At 34.0% G+C, this 15,074-nt stretch carries 11 protein-coding genes and 1 pseudogene; 4 read left to right on the top strand and 8 right to left on the bottom strand.

Features of this window, described 5'->3' with window-relative positions; translation table 11 throughout:
- Window positions 1-75: 75 nt before the first annotated feature.
- The 6 genes from E0Z07_RS15225 to E0Z07_RS15200 all read right to left on the bottom strand — a co-directional run bounded on the left by E0Z07_RS15225 (window position 76) and on the right by E0Z07_RS15200 (window position 6,390).
- Window positions 76-981, bottom strand: a complete 906-nt coding sequence (locus tag E0Z07_RS15225) for an omptin family outer membrane protease (protein WP_131540923.1) — start codon at window positions 979-981, stop codon at window positions 76-78.
- A gap of 80 nt (window positions 982-1,061) precedes the next feature.
- Entirely contained in the window at window positions 1,062-1,877 is an 816-nt protein-coding gene (locus E0Z07_RS15220; RefSeq protein ID WP_063176050.1) for a M12 family metallopeptidase, read from the bottom strand.
- A gap of 529 nt (window positions 1,878-2,406) precedes the next feature.
- The gene (locus tag E0Z07_RS15215) at window positions 2,407-3,033 is read right to left on the bottom strand and encodes a response regulator (RefSeq protein ID WP_063176051.1); all 627 of its coding nucleotides are present in this window, start codon (window positions 3,031-3,033) and stop codon (window positions 2,407-2,409) included.
- 44 nt (window positions 3,034-3,077) lie between these two features.
- On the bottom strand, window positions 3,078-5,084 hold the full coding sequence (locus E0Z07_RS15210; protein WP_131540922.1) for a tetratricopeptide repeat-containing sensor histidine kinase: 2,007 nt from the start codon (window positions 5,082-5,084) through the stop codon (window positions 3,078-3,080).
- A 107-nt stretch (window positions 5,085-5,191) separates the two neighbouring features.
- Complete coding sequence (locus E0Z07_RS15205; RefSeq protein WP_038987574.1) at window positions 5,192-5,440, bottom strand: hypothetical protein; 249 nt, start codon at window positions 5,438-5,440, stop codon at window positions 5,192-5,194.
- Between the two features lie 461 nt (window positions 5,441-5,901).
- The gene (locus E0Z07_RS15200; RefSeq protein ID WP_131540921.1) at window positions 5,902-6,390 is read right to left on the bottom strand and encodes a hypothetical protein; all 489 of its coding nucleotides are present in this window, start codon (window positions 6,388-6,390) and stop codon (window positions 5,902-5,904) included.
- 701 nt (window positions 6,391-7,091) lie between these two features.
- Here E0Z07_RS15200 and E0Z07_RS15195 point away from each other — a divergent pair.
- Window positions 7,092-8,447 (top strand): annotated as a pseudogene (locus E0Z07_RS15195) (IS3 family transposase).
- 312 nt (window positions 8,448-8,759) lie between these two features.
- On the opposite strand, the gene tnpA reads toward E0Z07_RS15195, so the two are convergent.
- Together tnpA and E0Z07_RS15185 are read right to left on the bottom strand one after the other, a co-directional pair.
- Window positions 8,760-8,873 carry an IS66 family insertion sequence element accessory protein TnpA gene (gene tnpA, locus E0Z07_RS18430; RefSeq protein ID WP_394346844.1) on the bottom strand — a complete coding sequence of 38 codons (114 nt, stop codon included), beginning with the start codon at window positions 8,871-8,873 and terminating at the stop codon, window positions 8,760-8,762.
- Window positions 8,874-9,016: 143 nt separating this feature from the next.
- Entirely contained in the window at window positions 9,017-9,376 is a 360-nt protein-coding gene (locus E0Z07_RS15185; protein ID WP_207893705.1) for an adenylyltransferase/cytidyltransferase family protein, read from the bottom strand.
- Between the two features lie 416 nt (window positions 9,377-9,792).
- On the opposite strand from E0Z07_RS15185, the gene nagB reads away from it, so the two are divergent.
- The 3 genes from nagB (at window position 9,793) to E0Z07_RS15170 (ending at window position 14,677) form a co-directional block, all read left to right on the top strand.
- Entirely contained in the window at window positions 9,793-10,593 is an 801-nt protein-coding gene (nagB, locus tag E0Z07_RS15180) for a glucosamine-6-phosphate deaminase (RefSeq protein WP_131540919.1), read from the top strand.
- 374 nt (window positions 10,594-10,967) lie between these two features.
- The gene (galE, locus tag E0Z07_RS15175; protein ID WP_131540918.1) at window positions 10,968-11,984 is read left to right on the top strand and encodes a UDP-glucose 4-epimerase GalE; all 1,017 of its coding nucleotides are present in this window, start codon (window positions 10,968-10,970) and stop codon (window positions 11,982-11,984) included.
- A gap of 653 nt (window positions 11,985-12,637) precedes the next feature.
- On the top strand, window positions 12,638-14,677 hold the full coding sequence (locus tag E0Z07_RS15170) for a S8 family serine peptidase (RefSeq protein WP_131540917.1): 2,040 nt from the start codon (window positions 12,638-12,640) through the stop codon (window positions 14,675-14,677).
- Window positions 14,678-15,074: the final 397 nt, after the last annotated feature.

Genomic DNA, 15,074 nt, shown 5'->3' with positions numbered 1-15,074 from the left:
TCCATCGCTAAAAATGTTCACTGGACATTTCCTTTACGCTCGGCCCTTTTCTTCTTCTCTCCCTATTGATTACAGTTAATTACAGAATAGAAGTATTTTCATACCCACGCCTATATGAAAGCTACTAGTATGGACTCTGTTTAACTGAGTGGTATGGGTTTGACCATTTATCTTATATAGTTTATCAGTGCCTTTAGAAGCGTCTAGTTGGGTGTAGTTAGTGGTGATAAAAGGTTGCAAGTTTTTGCTTATGTGATATCCAAGGTGTAGATCTAGGTTATAGCCACTGGCTTTAGACTTATGGGTAAAGCTAATAGGATGCTGTAATTCTTCTCTTAGGTTCCAGTTGGCGTTAGCCGAGTAAGACGGGATGTGTATGCCGCTGATGTCTAAAGTAGCTTGCCAAGGGTGGATAGTGTAGCTAGTCTGTAGGCCATAGATTACGCCATGGTATTTTGGTTTATAGGTGCTATTTAACTTCTTGTCCTTGTTTAAAGGAGTGTCACTATCTAACATATAAAGGGTCTTATAATAACCAAGGTATCCTGCGTGTATGTTTAGGGTAAAGTCTTGACGACTTAGTAGTAGATAAGATAGCTCAAAACTAGTCTTTATACTATGGCCTTTGTCTGCCTGAAGGTTAAACTCTGCGGTCTTGACTGCTTTATTATCTCCGGCATAGTCTGAGTCATTTACCTTACCTGATATAATGGTCTTGTAGCTAAGCTCAAGCTTAAGCTGAAGTTTAGGTGTAATGGGGATACCTGAGATGATTCCTAGTTTAGGTCCGCTAAGATCTTTCCATTTAAGTTCTGATAATAGGTTAGGGAACTTTCCGCTTTGATTGCCTGCAATATCCCAGTTAAGCTCTTCTGTATCCCAAGTGGTGTAAGGGATAATATAAGGGCTTTGTTTTGGGTTTTGCGCATGTACAGCTAGGCTAATAAAGTAAAGGCTAAGAAGAAGATAGTATCTGTGCATAGGGATATAAATAAGTAATGCCTACCTTACTTATAGCAAGGTAGACACTAAATAATTGAATTAAATTTTATGACTTTTAATTAAAATGGATATACTGAGGCAATAAACTGTTTGTCAGTAGCAGATAAAACTGTATTGTTTCCTACGCTAAATCCGTTTGTTGTCAAATCACTGCTCACGCTGTAATGCATAATAGACTGTGTGTCGTATGCGCTATACTGGGTTTGAGTCGTAGAATATTTAGCAAATAGGTTATTGTCTACATCACTTTTACTCCAATAGTTAGGATAGCCTGCATAATACGTATATACCTTGTTTTTATCCCATGGAATAGAAGTAAGTGGGTGTTGGTGCTCGTGTATCATACCAAGGGCATGTCCAAACTCGTGAATAACTGTTCTGCTGAATTCTGCATCACTAGTATTGTCGTTAAACCAACCGAAGTTCATTGTCTCTTCATTAGAAGGAATATTAAGAGCCTGAGTACCTAAATAAGAGTATGATCCAGCTCCTTGAGTAAATGTAACACGGATCTGTGGTGTACCTGTGGTTACGAAGTTAAAGGTAATATTAGCGTGATTAGACCACTCTTTAGCGTATTGCATTACTTTGTTGCGCACTTTAGTACTTCCTCCGTATAAACCTACTGTAATTACACTACCGTTAGGCCATTTAGTACTTCTGATAACTGCTCCTCTAGGATCAGTGCCTGGAGCGTATACGTCTTTACACATTTGTGTGCTGTCAAAGCCCTTAGGAATGTCCGCTAGTGGTACTGACTTTAAAGCAGCTAGAGATTGTAAGTTGTTTGAGCTAGAAGTGTCTTTGTCATTAGAGCAAGATACTAATGCCGTGCAAAGAAGTGATCCAAGTAGGATCTTTTTGTGTAATTTCATAATGATTAATTTTGGTTATTAAATTATTTTAAGATTTAGCACATTTAAGGTTTAGTGTTTAAATACTTTTATTCGATACTTAATTGTAAGAATTGTTGCTATATTTTCTTGTTTTTTCTAAATGTTAAATAAATTTAGCAATTCAGAGTGTATGTCAAAAATCGAAGCTTAAGAATTAACTTTAAGGGAAGTGCGGGTATTTAGATTGTTAATTAAATCTTAAAATAGTAGTAATAAAAGTAGAATAGCGCGGATAAGTTTACTTGGTTTTTCAACTGCTGTTACTAATACAATGGTTTATAAAAATGGATGCTATAAGATAGCTAAGAGTGCTATGATAAAGTGTCTGTAAAACACAAGTGTAGAAGTTGGGATTAAAAGTAAGATAGCTCTTTGATTGGGGCTTTTACTTTTATCTAGTGAGCATATGAAGGGGATAGGGAAGGAAGGTATTAAAATACGTATGGGTACTCTTTAGCTAGAGAAAATAAAGGGAAGGGAACAAAAAGTGGGGACAGTTTGTGTTTTGTTATAGCATTTGGTATTGCTTGACCATCTGAATGAGCTCTTGGTAATCAGAGGCTGTAAACTCGTGGAGCATCTTGCTAATTCTCTTTTGGATAGCACTAGGGCTTAAAAAGACAAAAGCTTCTAGTTGGGAAATCTTATATCCGTGAGATAGATACATCAGGATTTCTCTGTTTTTAGAATCTAAGAGTGTGTTTTTGGCAATTACCTTTTTTATAGCCTCTTTAGCTATGGGGCTGTAATAGGGTGTAGGTAGGCTAGTGGTGGTAAGATGATGTAAGATCTCTGAGGTAAAGTCTGACTTTACCACAAGGGCGTCTATACTTCTTTTTTGATAGATGCTATAGAGAATTAGTGCCTGCTCATGAGCGGTGATAAGGATAATCTTACAAAAAGGGAACTTTTCTTTAATCAGCAAGGAGCAGTCAAGACCAGAGTGAAGATTTTCTTTTTCGTATCCCGGCATATCGTGATCTATTATGGCTAGGTCTAAATAGTCAAGTTTTAGTATTTGCTTATATAGCTCTTTACAAGATTGGGCTTTTAAATAGGTATTGGCTTCGTTATTTAAAATAGAGATATAGCCCTCTAGGGTCATTAGGTGATCATCGGCTAGTAATATTCTCATAAGAATTGGGGTTTTATTTGGTTTTATATTGTTTTTGGGTATAATTAGTTTTGTTTTTCTTTTGGCAAGTATGGGATTTTTACACTTACCGTAGTTGTGTTATGCTCACTTGATATTGATAGGGTTCCATTTAGTGCTTTTAGTCTGTGGGTAATGTTTTTAAAGCCTAGTCCTTTCTTTACTTTTTTAGGATCTATACCTATACCATTGTCATGTACTCTTAGCTGTATATGATTGTCCTTAAGTATAAATAGAACAAGACATGTAGTGGCTTTGGCATGTTTATTTACATTTTGAAGCAACTCCTGAAGTATTAGATAAAGCTGCGCCTTTTGGTAAAGCGAGTACAGATCCCAATAGATAAGCTTGTCAATAGAGCAGTTAAAAGCGGTCTGGAAAGAGTTCTTTTGAGACTTTACAATATCCTCTAGAATTTGTCCAAAGTCCTGTTCTGGGCAAAATAAGGTTTTGTGCATATCATGTGAGAGCGCTCTTGTTTGTGTTTCAATCTGTTTTAATTGTTCAATTAGCTTTTCTTTTTCCTCTTGTGCCTCACTTGGGAGTTGCTCTAGATTAATACGCAGGGTAAAGACTCTGTTGATAATAGAATCGTGAAGGTTCTTGGCTATTATTTTGCGCTCTTTTATCTTGGTTTTATTAGCGATTCTCTGTTGCTGTAAAAGCAAGGTTTGAATCTGTTGTATGGCTTGTTGGTCTTTTTGTTTATAAAGTAGTTTTTTGTTTTTCATCTGAAGGCTAAAGACAACAAATAAAATAAAAGATAGTAGCGCCACTAATAAGATAATACTAATAAGATGGGAGTTTCTCTGATTTAGGTGGTCGTTCTGTTTTGATATTTCACTAGTCTCGTATGCGATTCTGGCGAATTTGTTTCTAGTTTGTCTATCGATAGTCTGCAGGCTGTCCTGCTTTGTGAAATAGAGTTCTGTATAGGCTTGTTTGTTTTTGATATCGTTTTCTGCTAAAAACTTTAAGCTCTTTATCAGTTCATAACCGTTTTGATCTTCCAAAGCATTTTTATATACCCCAGTCATGATATAGATTGCCTGAAGGGTATCTTGTTTGAGAAGGCTAAACTGAGCACTGCGCATAAGGCTGGCTGTTATTCCTTGTTTGTGGTTAATCTCATGGCGTATCTCAAGGGATAGGGTAAGTAAGGAGTCAATTGTTTTAGGATCCTTTTTGGCTAGCATTTGATTATAGGCATAGTTGTTTAAAAGCATTGCTTTTAACTTAGGGAAACTATCAATATCCTTGTTTTGTAATCCTTTTTCAAAGTATTCTTGTGCCTTGCTATAGTCTAAGATAGACTGGTAATAACTCCCTAGATTATTATAGTAAGATAGCTGGGAGCGCTGTAAAAGATCTTTAGAGTAACCTTGCTGTTCTAATAGGTCTAGTAGTTCGGGAATCTTGGCGTAATACTGAAGGGCAGCGTCATATTCTTTTAGCTCTTTTAAAACAAGAGCCATCTGAAGGTTAACCTCGTAGTAAAGTCGGGTTTGTTTTTGTTTTGACAATATCTGTAAGGCCCGGGCAGTAGAAGTCTCGGCCTCTGTGTAGATGCCTGTATTATAGAGTACTCCTGCTTTATAAGAGAGCATTTTAGCCCAGAGAATACTGTCTTTTTCTAATGCGTATAGTTTCTCTGCTTTTAAATAGTAGTAGTAAGCGCTGTCTAAGATCTGTCTAGCCTCGTTATGATCTCCTAAAAACCAGTAGGTCTTAGCAATGTGCTTAGTGTCTTTTTTTAGACTAGCTAATCGCTGGGTTTGCTCTAGGTTGTTTTTAAATTTTCGATAAAGGCCTAGTTCTTCATAACAAGAGGCTAGGTTAAAGTATAATTCCCTAGTTAAAGAGTCATTTGGCTCTAGTTTTATTAAATTAGAGATGCTATCTAAATAGATTTCTTTATTGTCGGTATGTAAATAATTTAAGAAGTAATTGGCGTTTCTTGGTTTTATAGGTTCTGGTTTAAAACACGAAACAAAAGATAAAAATATTACTAAAAATAGTAGCCTAACACACATAAATAACCCTTTTAAACAAAAGTAAAAAAAAATAAAGCGATTCAATTTTGAAGCGCCTTATACTAACTAATAAGGTATTAATATGTGGGGACTTAGTTTAACCTTAATTATTTTCCTTTACCTTTTCCTTTGTCTACAAAAGGTCCTTTTCTTTTATCTTTATCTAGATCTTCGTCTCCTCTCTCTAGTGGGGTGTCATCTGAGGTGTTGTTAGTCTGATTGTCTGGAATAAACATCAGTTCACCTTGATTTTGTTTGTTTTTCTGTACTTCATCTTTAAAGTTATCATCATTCGAGCACGAAATGGCAAGTGCTGATAAGCTTAGGAATCCTGCGATAAAATAGATTTTTTTCATAATAAGTAATTGTTTTATAATTAATAAATAGTTGATTTACTTTTAATAAGCTTAGTCTACACCTGTAAGGTAGTTGTCTTTAATAGTTAGTATTAATAGAGATTAGGTTGTGATTATCTAATAAGTTATGGATAGTTAAATAATACTGTATCAGTCTACTATAATAAAGGTGAAAGCTATTTATATTAATTATAAACTTAGGGTATCAGATAACAAGTATGTGGTAGCTTAGCTACCTAAAAAGTTAAAATTTATAAATAGAGGGCTAAAGTCTAGTGCCGCTTTTATTGCTTTTAAAAAAAGTAGACAAGAGGTGTCTTCTAAAGACAATAAAGCCTATTACAAGACTTTTAAGCTAGAAATAGGTAATAGTTGTCCTAGATAAAAAGATGCGTTTAAAACGCTTTAAATCTAATATCTTGTTTTACTCTAGCAATAGACTAATGCTAAAAAAAGAATCACTATTTGTTGGGTTCTAGATTAACACGTCTGATTATATAGGTAATATTAGTATTGTCTATAATTTGTTGTTCTAATATGTAGTGCTTTGTCAGAATATTTAGTTTAGTACTTTGTATGTAGTAGTGATCTGAGTGACAATCAACTCTTGTCTTTTGTTTGTCGTAATTGAGTTCTAAGAATTTCTGATTGTTGTATTCTAATTCAATTTTATTAGAAGTGATAGGGTTTTTAGTGCTAATGGAAAAACATGAAAAGAAGGTAGAGGTTCTATCTATTATTTCATTTTTATCAAAAGAGTGCATCTTTATTAGTTTACTGTCTAATTGTATCTCTTTGTTATTTGAATCGATAATTTTAAATCCTACTGTTTGATAAGGTGGAACTGAGTTAGCTTTATTTGAACAATCATCACTACCACTACAAGAGATAGTTAATATAAAAATAAGGCAAAGTAGCAGGGTGCGGATTTTAAAAGGGGTTAATGTCATGATGTTTAATTCGTTTTAAAGTTAGGTTATACAGTGTTATTTGTTATTTCTTGTTTTAAAATAAATAGAGAGAAAGAATAAAATTGACAACTAAGTATAATCCTTCTCCTTTAACAAGGAGTTTGTATTAAAAGCAAAACTATGCTTATTTTGATTAAATTCAAATAGTGTAGTTATAATAAATGCAAGTGTTGGCTCTTTTTTAATAAAGGTGTTTTTGATAAGTTAAAGAAATATAACTATATAGAACTCATAAGGCTAGTATGTGATTGTTTTGTGCTAAAAAAATAAAATAATAGAAGCATATTAAACTATATTTGATGGAGATTAGGTAAGGGGAGATTGTTTTTAATTGATAGAAAAATGTATAAGTAAATAAGTAGTCTTGAGAAGATTAATATTCACGAAACGTTTCAAACAATAAAAATTAAGTTTAGTGTGGTTGGGAATATCGAATATGGTAAAATTCAGGATAGTATTAGACAGGGAGGGAGTAAGTAGTATTATATTTATTTAAGTAGCAGAAGGATTCTTTAATGCAGAGGCAAATGTTTATGTTTGCTAGTGGAAAGATTGGATATAGAGGAGGGTATAAAAAAGTAATAAATAAGTATATTTAATTGTAAATCGTCAGCAAAAAGTGGACAATTAATGTACTGAAAATAAGATAGTGTTTTCTAAAAAATGATAACTTTATAATTATGGGAAGAGTCAGTAAGAAAACACCAGAAAGTATGGTAAAGGATATCCGTAAAAATACGCGTAGACTATTTACCTCAGAACAAAAAGTATTGATCGTAATGGAAGGATTACGAGCAGAGCTTTCTGTATCAGAACTATGTAGAAAGTATTCTATCACTCAAGCTCAGTTCTATAAATGGAATAAAGAGTTTTTAGAAGCAGGTAAAAAGCGATTATCTGGTGATATTACAAGAGAGACTACCAGTGATGAAGTAGTAGAGTTACGCAAAGAAAATTCAAAACTAAAAGAGGTAGTTGCAGATTTGGTATTGCGTTACGATATTGTAAAAAAAACCTTAGACATGCTGGAATAAATGAATTATATCGCAAGTATATGAGACTAACAGCAGCAGAGAAATATGAGCTAATCCAAACCGTAACCACAAGTGAATTGGGAGTTAAAAAGACTCTTGAAGAGTTTGGTATTCCTAAAAGTAGCTTTTATAAATGGTATAAACGTTACTTAGAAAAAGGATATGATGGATTAGAAAAGAGTAAACGAATAAGTAATCGGCAATGGAATAGTATTCCTGAGAGTCAACAAAACTTAGTTGTTGAGATAGCTTTAGAATATCCTGAATTATCTTCACGAGAATTAGCTTATAAAATTACAGATGAACAAGGTATCTATATCTCAGAGTCCAGTGTTTATAGAATATTAAAGAAGAGAGATTTAATACCCGCTCCAAATCATATTCTAATAGAAGCATCTAATGAATTTAAAGATAAAACACAGTTTGTACATCAAATGTGGCAAACAGACTTCACATACTTTAAAATTATTGGATGGGGTTGGTATTATTTAAGTACGATTTTAGACGATTACAGTCGCTATATTATTCATTGGGAACTATGATTCTATGGAGGCTAATGATGTAAAAAGAACCGTAGAAACAGCTATAAACAAGGCAAAACTCAAATCAAAAGCAAAACCTAAATTATTATCTGATAATGGACCTTGCTACATCGCAAAAGATTTAAAAATCTTTTTAGAGAATGATATGAAAATGAAACAAGTACATGGTAGACCTCTACATCTTCAAACACAAGGAAAAATTGAGAGATATCATAGAACAATGAAAAATGTTGTAAAACTTAATAATTACTATCATCCTGAAGAGCTAATAGATGCTATTGAGATTTTTGTAGAAAACTACAATAATAACAGGTATCATGAGGCTATTAATAACCTAACTCCTAAGGATGTCTATTATGGTAATTCAGATAAAATATTAGAAAAAAGAGCTGTATTAAAACAAGAAACTTTAACTAAAAGAAGGCAGTTGTATAATCAACAAAAAGTAATAAATTTATAACTAATACACTATCTTATATTTACACACTTAAAGTCTACATTAGTTTGAAGACATACACACACAGACTATCGAAACTCTTGCGCATATCACAAGCTGATTTATACAAATAGAATTGATGACTACTACTCAGACTAAACATTACACAAGGTTTACTAATGAATAGAGTTCACTTAGGTCTTTTGTTTCTACACGAAGTTTTACTCCATTAGGGTATACAATTTCGTATTCTTTACTTTCGGTTTTAGGTGTTTTACCTATTACTATAAAGTTACTTGATCTTTCTTCTACAGTCTTATTCTTATATTTTACTACCTAATAACTAAATGTCGCTAGGTTAATCCCTACACTTTCACAATACTTTGATTGTGTCAATCCACTTGCTTGCCAATCCTCTACATGAGAGTACATAATTTCTTGTTTGCTCATCTCTTTATTATTTAAAGCAAACTTACTTCCTTACATTATATTATGAAACATGCACTTGCTCGGGTGCATACAATAGATTGGCCATATGATTTCTCTCTTTTAGATTATAAATATAGCATTATGTCATTAAACGGAGATACATTTTATCTTTTATTATAATAGATCTCTATTCCCTTTTTTAAGCAATAGTCTTTAGCTGTAAAGTCCTTACCTTTGTATTCTTCCCCGATAATACGGACATCAATTTTATAAGAGCGCATAATATCTTCTAAGTCTTGTTCTGTGATATAAGGTACAATCTCGTCTACGTATTTACATGCTTTGAGTTGGATGTATCGCTCTACTAATGATTGAGATGCAAGTCCTTTATAGTTCTGATCTGCATGAGGGTTAGTCTGTAATCCTACGATTAGGTAATCACATTGTTTTTTGGCTTCTTCTAGCATTTTGACATAACCTGCATGTAAGTGATCAAAAGGACTAAAGGTTATTCCTGTTTTCATGATTTTAGACTCTATTTTGTTGTAGTGCAAACTTACTGTTTTTTTGTATTTCTATATATTATCCCTACACATTTGGTGATGTGTATTGTGCGCCAAATAAACGTGATATAGATGCCTGATGCTGTAGGTAGATAATTCGATTATAAATTCCTAACTCTTAATTCTTCTAGTATGGCTTTTTGTTTCATTTTATTAGGTCATACCTTTTGTGTAGTTGTTTTACTCAAAAAAGCAAGTTATTCACCCAATGTGATGGACATTACAAGGGATAAATGATTATATTTACAGAATCAAAATTACTCCAATAAGAAGGAAATACCTATAATGAGGTGTTTTTGTTGTTGCTATATTTTAGGAAAAAATATAGATAGTAGGGGTAATAAAAAATTGTTTATTGTTGTTAAGGAAAAAGATAGATGAGCGAATTATTTAAAACGCAAGAAATCACATATAGAAAAGGGGAGGTTATCAAGGTATACAAGGACAAGGATATTGCTTCGGCTTATGTAGCACAGCGTATAGCTAAAATTATAAAAGAAAAACAAAATAAAGGGGATCGCGCAATTATAGGATTAGCAACAGGATCTACTCCAAAAGGGGTGTACAAAGAGTTAATACGCCTTCACAAGGATGAGGGACTAAGCTTTAAAAATGTGACTACCTTTAACCTAGATGAGTATTATCCCATTTTACCAATAGATGATAAGAGTTATGTATCGTTTATGAAGCATAACCTGTTTAATCATATCGATATTGACCCAAAACATGTACATATCCCCGATGGGACTTTATCTCTAGAGGGAATACAGGCGTACTGTGATCTATATGAAAAGAAGATTGTAGACTTTGGAGGACTTGACTTGCAATTATTAGGTATTGGTCGTACAGGTCATATCGGATTTAATGAACCTGGTGCTATACTAGAGTCTAGAACACGTCTGGTAACCCTGAATGATATTACGCGTGAGGATGCTAAAGATGATTTCGGAGGCAAGGATAAAGTACCTACACAGGCAATCACAATGGGGGTACAAACCATCACTCAGGCTAAGGAGGTAATCTTAATGGCGCTAAGCCAGCGCAAGGCAGAGATTATAAAAAAAGCATTAGAAGGAGAAATCTCCGCTGATATACCTGCTACTTTCTTACAAAGATTGTCTCATGTAGAGTATATCTTGGATAATGAAGCGGCATCGCTTTTATCTAGAACCGAGTAGTTGATATTAGAGAATGGGAGTCTGTTTCAAGGAGTTTAAAATTTGAAATTGTTACCCTACCAGTATAGGGTATATTTATCACGGATTATAAATCTGCGATAACAAAGATTATAGAGAAGCTGTTGTCTTAAGACAATGGCTTTTTCATTTTATTAAGCGATAGTGCGTATTTAGAATAACTTAATAGAGAAAATACTATATGTAATTTAATGCCAAGGCACACATTGTTAATTTTTAACTCTTAATTGGAAGTTCCCAGTTTTCTTAAAATAGGTGTTGACTCAAAAAAAAGATAGTTTCGACATTTTGATATTGTTAAAAAAGGTAAAAAGACTATCTTTGATGGTTAAAGAAAGAAATAAACTGTAAAAAAGGTGAAAATATTAGTTACTGGAGGATTGGGATTTATAGGATCTCATACGGTAGTGGAGCTGCAGCAAAAAGGATATGAGGTAGTTATCGTAGATGATCTATCTAATTCTTCTATCGAGGTACTAGATGGTATCGAGGGGATTACTAAAGTACGCCCTTTGTTTGTGGAGTTGGATTTACGAGATGGAGCTGGAGTAAGTAAACTTTTTGCAGATTATAAGGATATTACAGGAGTGATTCATTTTGCGGCATCAAAGGCTGTGGGTGAGAGTGTAGAAAAGCCTTTAATGTATTATGAGAATAATATTGTTCCTCTACTGAATCTATTAAAAGAATTAGATAAGAAAGAGAAGAGTCATTTTATCTTTAGTTCTTCGTGTACGGTGTATGGGCAAGCGGCTGTAATGCCAATTACAGAACAGGCTCCAGTACAAAAGGCCATGTCTCCTTATGGGAATACTAAGCAAATCGGGGAGGATATTATCACAGATGTGACTCGTGTAAGTAATATAAGCGCAGTATTATTGCGTTATTTTAATCCGATTGGGGCGCATGCTTCAACTTTAATTGGGGAGCTTCCTAATGGAGTTCCTCAGAATTTGATTCCGTTTATTACACAAACCGCTATTGGGTTGCGTCAGGAGTTGTCTGTATTTGGTGATGATTATGATACGCCTGATGGTACTTGTATACGAGACTATATCCATGTGGTGGACTTGGCCAAAGCGCACGTGGCAGCACTAGATAGATTGATAAAAGAAGAGAATGTAGATAAGGTAGAGGTCTTTAATGTAGGGACAGGGAAAGGATCTTCTGTAATGGAGATTATTCAGGCTTTTGAAAAAGTAAGTGGTATAAAGCTTAATTATAAAATAGTAGAACGCCGAGCAGGTGATGTAGATAAGGCTTATGCTTCTACTACCAAAGCAAATGAAGTGCTAGGATGGAAACCAACAAAAGCACTAGATGATATGCTAGAGAGCGCCTGGAAATGGGAACAGAAGGTACGTAATCGTTAACTAGTTTGTATAGATGAAATCCGTGTGGAGTAATAGAGCCTAACAAGAATAAAATCGAATAATATTAATACAGCAATAGAGAAGTAAAAACAATTTATAACAATTCGTCCTTTTACTATCGCTTATAAAAACTCTATTGCTTTTTTTATAAGAACCCACCTTTTGGTGGGTTTTCTTTTTTTATCCCCTTTGTATGTCTATTTATCAGTTGTATTGGAGTTTAGGTGTAAATCCTTGCTAGCTATTTTTTGTAATATATAAATTGTTTTGGTTAAAAATGAGAATAATTTATATGTGTTTTTTTTCGCGTGCTTAGGTCCGTGGTAATAAAAAAATAAGCTTTTACGGTTTTCCGTAAAGGATGAATGTTTTCTATTGTTATTTTTGTCAGCAGTAAGGTACAAGAGGAACTATCTTTATTAATCACTCTTATTTATATTTTCCCAAAAAATAAATAACCTTTTACCTTACCCTAATAAAAAACCTTTCTTTTATAAGAGAGGTTTTTATTTTTTATAATATCATTAAGGAGATATCCCTTATAAATATTTGAATTTCTTCATTAGTTTAGAATAGATATAAATAAAAAGATTAAATCAGCCTCTTAGATAAGAATAAATTGTTAATTTTAGTCCCTATTAGGTATAGAAAGTATGAGAAAAATAATAGTAACAGGTTTTGCATTGTTGTGTTTAGGGGTGTATGATCATTATGGGCAGACAATCTCTACGCGTAGTGCAGTAAGGGCTACTTATGATTTAGAAAAGGCAACTAGAGAGATTAATGCATATACAAGAAAAGCAGCTTTAAATAAACAAGAGGCCTTTTTAGAGGCTGAGAAAAGAAACCTGCCAACAAGTGGGATAAATGCCAGAGGGAATTATTTTGAGCTTAGTGGTATAGATAAAAATGGAATTCTGCTTTATAAGTCTACCCTAAACTATGGTTCTAGATTAACAGCCAGGGTAAATGCTATCCAAAAGGAGGTTGGCGTTAATAAGTACTTAGAGGGAGAAGGGATGACAGTTGGGATTATCGACGGACTACCTTTATTAGATACCCATCAAGAGTTTTATACAACCACTTCTAATACAACCTCGAGAGTAACCTTAGGAGAGTCTCTTCCTTCTTTGACACAATATAATGCTAAAGGGTATCAAAAAAGCCGTTATCACGCTACTCATGTAGGAGCAACGATGGTGGGGCTAGGATATAATCAGAAGGCCCAGGGAATCGCTCCTAAAGCAAAACTAGTGAGTTATTCGTGGAATAATGATTATCGCAAGATGGGGCAAATGGCCTCTGGAGGAATATTAGTTAGTAATCATTCTTATGGGTATAACTACTTTGATGATTATGGATATTTAACTGAGCCTGGTTTAGTGAAGAATTTTGGGGCTTATTCCGAGCACAGTAGAGAATTTGACCGCGTAGCATATTTATTTGCTTATTATCAGCCTGTAATAGCAGCAGGAAACGATGGGGAGTTGCACTATAGTGTTTATGGGGGGAGTCAAAAGGAAAACTGTAATTGTGATTTGTTAAATGATTCTTCTGTATCTAAAAATGCAGTAGTAGTAGCTGCTGTAGTAGAGGTTGCTAACTATACTGGACCTTCTGATGTAGTGCTGGCCAGTTTTAGTAGTCAAGGGCCTACTAATGACTTTAGGATAAAGCCTGATATCTCGGCTAAAGGGGTAGATGTATTATCAGCGGCTTATCGCAATCCAAGTCCTTTATATGGGGCGGCTGAGACTGGTCTATATGCTTATAGTGATGGTACATCGATGGCTGCTCCTGCTGTTAGTGGAGTATTTACCCTATGGCAAGAATGGGCTATTTATGCCTCTAATACCAATATGCCTTTTAAATCAGCTACCTTGCGCGCGTTGATGGCTCATACAGCTGATGAGGCTGGTCATGCTGCGGGGCCTGATCATTTGTTTGGTTGGGGGGTGATTAATGCTAAATCTGGTGTGGATGTCATGTTAGCGGCCAAGGATAACCGAAGTACCCATATCCTGGAGAATGAGCTTAGAGAACAACAAAAATATACACATGAAATCCAAGTAGCAGAAAAGACAAGTAAGATGGTGGTGACGCTGGCCTGGACAGATCCGCCTGGTGTGGTGAGTTACCAAAACTCAGATGAGAATTATAAAAAAAATAATAGCGACCTAGTCAATGATTTAGATGTAGTGGTTAAAAAAGGCAAGAATACCTATTATCCATGGAAGTTAAATAAAGATTTTAATGACCTTAGAGCCATACAAGGAGTCAATGATGTAGATAATATCGAAAAGATAGAATTATACGATGTAGAGCCTGGAACCTATGTAATTGAGGTCACTCATAAAGGAAAATTAGAAACTGGTAAGCAGGAATATTCTCTAATTAGTACTGTAGGGGAGTTCGATGATCTTAAGGAGAGTAAAATAGAGACTAAACAAGAGATAAGGTTATGGCCTAATCCTGTGAAGGATCATCTATATGTGTCTTTAGACAAGACATACAATGGCAAGGTAATCGATATAAAGGTATATGATATAAACGGACGTTTAGTACTAAGTAGCTCGGATACAGTACAACAAGAAAGAGTGAGTATTAATATGGCAAGTCTTAATTCTAATATCTATGTGGTAGAGGTAAAAGCAGAGAATCTTTCTAAAACGGTTCGTATTGCAAAAAGATAAGAAGATAGTAAGGATATATAGTAAAAGCACGAAGGCGAACCTTCGTGCTTTTTTGTTTTTACTTCACTTATCGTAAAAACAAGTATTAGTAGGTCAAAGAAGTATTTCTTTTTGCAAGTAATGGATCTCTGCCTTTTGGTAATTCTGAATATAAAATTGTATGGAAACTCAACTGGGTTGAGTGTTATCAAAATTACTAAAGGCATTTATTTCATCTTTATTTAATATTCTAACGCTTTGTACTAGTTAAAGTAAAGAGTATAAGAACAATTATGAAAATTAGTTTTATTGATTAGAATATTATTTGTTGTAAAGTTAATGCTTTAATGTTCTTTTTGTTAAAAAATATTTATAATTAAATAATTTATGGTTAATAGTGTGTGATATTGTGTGTTTT

Source organism: Myroides odoratimimus, assembly GCF_004337635.1.
Taxonomy (GTDB): Bacteria; Bacteroidota; Bacteroidia; order Flavobacteriales; family Flavobacteriaceae; genus Flavobacterium; species Flavobacterium odoratimimum.
The sequence above is the reverse complement of the archived record's forward strand: the minus strand, read 5'-3'. Positions and strand labels throughout refer to the sequence as shown.

Excerpts from the sequence above, each read along its gene's own strand:
- E0Z07_RS15225 (WP_131540923.1), bottom strand. The coding sequence starts at position 981 with ATGCACAGATACTATCTTCTTCTTAGCCTTTACTTTATTAGCCTAGCT.
- E0Z07_RS15220 (WP_063176050.1), bottom strand. The coding sequence starts at position 1,877 with ATGAAATTACACAAAAAGATCCTACTTGGATCACTTCTTTGCACGGCA.
- E0Z07_RS15215 (WP_063176051.1), bottom strand. The coding sequence starts at position 3,033 with ATGAGAATATTACTAGCCGATGATCACCTAATGACCCTAGAGGGCTAT.
- E0Z07_RS15210 (WP_131540922.1), bottom strand. The coding sequence starts at position 5,084 with ATGTGTGTTAGGCTACTATTTTTAGTAATATTTTTATCTTTTGTTTCG.
- E0Z07_RS15205 (WP_038987574.1), bottom strand. The coding sequence starts at position 5,440 with ATGAAAAAAATCTATTTTATCGCAGGATTCCTAAGCTTATCAGCACTT.
- E0Z07_RS15200 (WP_131540921.1), bottom strand. The coding sequence starts at position 6,390 with ATGACATTAACCCCTTTTAAAATCCGCACCCTGCTACTTTGCCTTATT.
- tnpA (WP_394346844.1), bottom strand. The coding sequence starts at position 8,873 with ATGAGCAAACAAGAAATTATGTACTCTCATGTAGAGGATTGGCAAGCA.
- E0Z07_RS15185 (WP_207893705.1), bottom strand. The coding sequence starts at position 9,376 with ATGAAAACAGGAATAACCTTTAGTCCTTTTGATCACTTACATGCAGGT.
- nagB (WP_131540919.1), top strand. The coding sequence starts at position 9,793 with ATGAGCGAATTATTTAAAACGCAAGAAATCACATATAGAAAAGGGGAG.
- E0Z07_RS15170 (WP_131540917.1), top strand. The coding sequence starts at position 12,638 with ATGAGAAAAATAATAGTAACAGGTTTTGCATTGTTGTGTTTAGGGGTG.